Source organism: Sphingomonas sp. T1 (assembly GCF_902506585.1).
Lineage (GTDB): Bacteria > Pseudomonadota > Alphaproteobacteria > Sphingomonadales > Sphingomonadaceae > Sphingomonas > Sphingomonas aerolata.
In genome coordinates, this window is the sequence record NZ_LR733890.1 from 1 (window position 1) to 2,114 (window position 2,114).

At 59.6% G+C, this 2,114-nt stretch carries 3 protein-coding genes; all 3 read right to left on the reverse strand.

What is annotated here, in order from left to right:
- Window position 1: 1 nt before the first annotated feature.
- Window positions 2-724: a zinc ribbon domain-containing protein gene (locus GV027_RS19040; RefSeq protein ID WP_159513220.1), complete on the reverse strand. Its 723-nt coding sequence runs from the start codon at window positions 722-724 to the stop codon at window positions 2-4.
- Between the two features lie 177 nt (window positions 725-901).
- Window positions 902-1,714 carry a recombinase family protein gene (locus GV027_RS19045; RefSeq protein WP_159513221.1) on the reverse strand — a complete coding sequence of 271 codons (813 nt, stop codon included), beginning with the start codon at window positions 1,712-1,714 and terminating at the stop codon, window positions 902-904.
- A gap of 212 nt (window positions 1,715-1,926) precedes the next feature.
- A partial coding sequence (locus tag GV027_RS21580; RefSeq protein ID WP_236559394.1) for a hypothetical protein occupies window positions 1,927-2,114 on the reverse strand: 188 nt, incomplete at its 5' end.

Consider the following 2,114-nt stretch of genomic DNA (forward strand, 5'->3'; position numbering starts at 1 on the left):
CTCATAACCTGAAGGTCACAGGTTCAAATCCTGTCCCCGCAACCATCTTGATTTGCAACACCTCCGAGGGAATACCCGCGGAGGCTTTTTGCGTTTCTAGACACACGCATAGCTCGAGCATTGACGCAAACTCGCCACGAAGATAAATCGCAAGCCCGCCGTTTTCCGGTTTTAACACCACAGTGTCGATCAGCGAACGGACGCGCTCGAACGCCTGTGAGCGGAGCGCGTCATCCTCAAATGCATCGGTCAGTCGCCCGACCTTCTGGCGGTACGTGTTGCCAAGATCCGCATGTAGTAAGTTGGTAGGCGTCGGTAGCTTAAATGCGCGTTCCGCTTCGGCAAGCAACGTGCCGCGTCGCTCGGCCCACGCCCTCATTTCCGCAATGAACATCGAGGCGTCCACACCCTTGAGGATGGCGGCCTTGGCGAGGGCGATCTGCCGGTCGATCTCCATCAATTCGAGATCGCGCTGCGGCTGACTGTCGGTCGCGCTTGCCTCCAGTCGCGCCGTCTCCTTCGCATACTCCTCGAGGAATACCGCGAGCACCTCGTCACGCACCATCTCGTTCGCGAGACCGGATAGGATGCGGGCGTCGAGATCGTCCTGGCGGATGGTCAGACGGTTCCCACAAAAGGCGGGGCCTTTCTTTGATGCCCCCTGACAGCCGAACCGCGTGCGACCAGATTTGGCATAGCTCGAACCGCATTCGCCGCAGGTCATCTTGCCGGATGTCAGATATTTCGGGCGCTGCTGTGCGAAGAAGGGCAGGGCAGGGACGGCGTCCCGGGCCTTCCTCGGGCCACGCCGCAGCGACTGCTGGCGGTCCTTGACGCTCTGCCATAACGTGTCGCTGACGATGCGCAGATCTGGTGCTGCGACCGTGGTAGCCTGCTGCTCTTATGCATTCAGGAATGCATGTCGTTTACCGGTATCGGGATACTTGCGGTACGTCTGCCGGGCGTAAGCGCGTTTACCGACATAAAGTTGGTTGTTGAGAATGCCAGTACCACGCTCGGCGTTGCCGGTCAGCGTGTTGGGCGTCCATGCAAGTGGATTGCTCGAAGTTGCCCGATCACGTCGACCGCTGCGCGGGGGCGGTACGCCTTCCTCGTTAAGGCGGCGGACTATGCTGCCGGGCGATACGCCAGCAGCATAGTCTTCGAAGATCCGTACGACGATAGCGGCTTGCGCCGGCACGATCTGCTGCAGACCCCTGGTACGTTCACCGTTCAGGTCGTAGGCGATGCGTTTCTCATAGCCATATGCCGTGCCGCCGGGATTCTTGCCCATTGCATGCCGCTTGATCAGAGCATCGCGAGTTTTCTCGCTGGTCGCGGCAATCTGTTCGGCGTTGATCGTTCCCATCATGCCGATTTGCAGCGCCCCGACCTCGCCTTCCTTACGTGTGACAAGAAGGATGCCGCGGAACTTCAGTCTTTCGTACAGCGAAGCAATGTCCGCCTGGCTTCGCGACACCCGGTCCATCGCATCTGCGAACACTACGTCAACGCCCCCGGTTCCTACCGCGGCGAGTAACGCCTGTAGCCCGGCCCGGTGGATTGTTGCGCCGGACTGTGCACCATCTGTGTAGCAGCCGACCTCGGTCCATTCTCGCTGTGCGAGTTCGCGACCGCACATCGTCAACTGCGTGTCGATCGATAGCGGATCTTGGAAATCCGTCGAATAGCATGCATACAGCAGTACGCGCATCAGCTTTCCTCAACCTCGTTTCGCTGAACGTTCCCGTCTACATTATAGCCTTCTGCTGTCCTGTTCAGAGCAGCTCGTCTTCGGAACTCGGCTCGTGCAAGATCGCACGCCAGCAGCTTTGACAGCTCGATGGCCAAGCTGCTGGAGCAGCGGAGTGGGGGCGTCGGTTGCACATCACCTACATAGCCGCCAGCAAGATTGGCCTTCCCGTCCTACCCCCCTAGAGAAGAATCTGCCGCTAACCCGTTGCGGAGATTGGTGGAAACCTGGTGGTATTGAGCGGCGATCTGGATGAGACAGTAGCGGCGATCAGGATGAGACTCTGCGGCCGTGACGGGAGCGAGATTGTCGCGGCGCGACAGGCAATGCAAGGCCAACTTTGGTGTTGATCGCCGCTCCG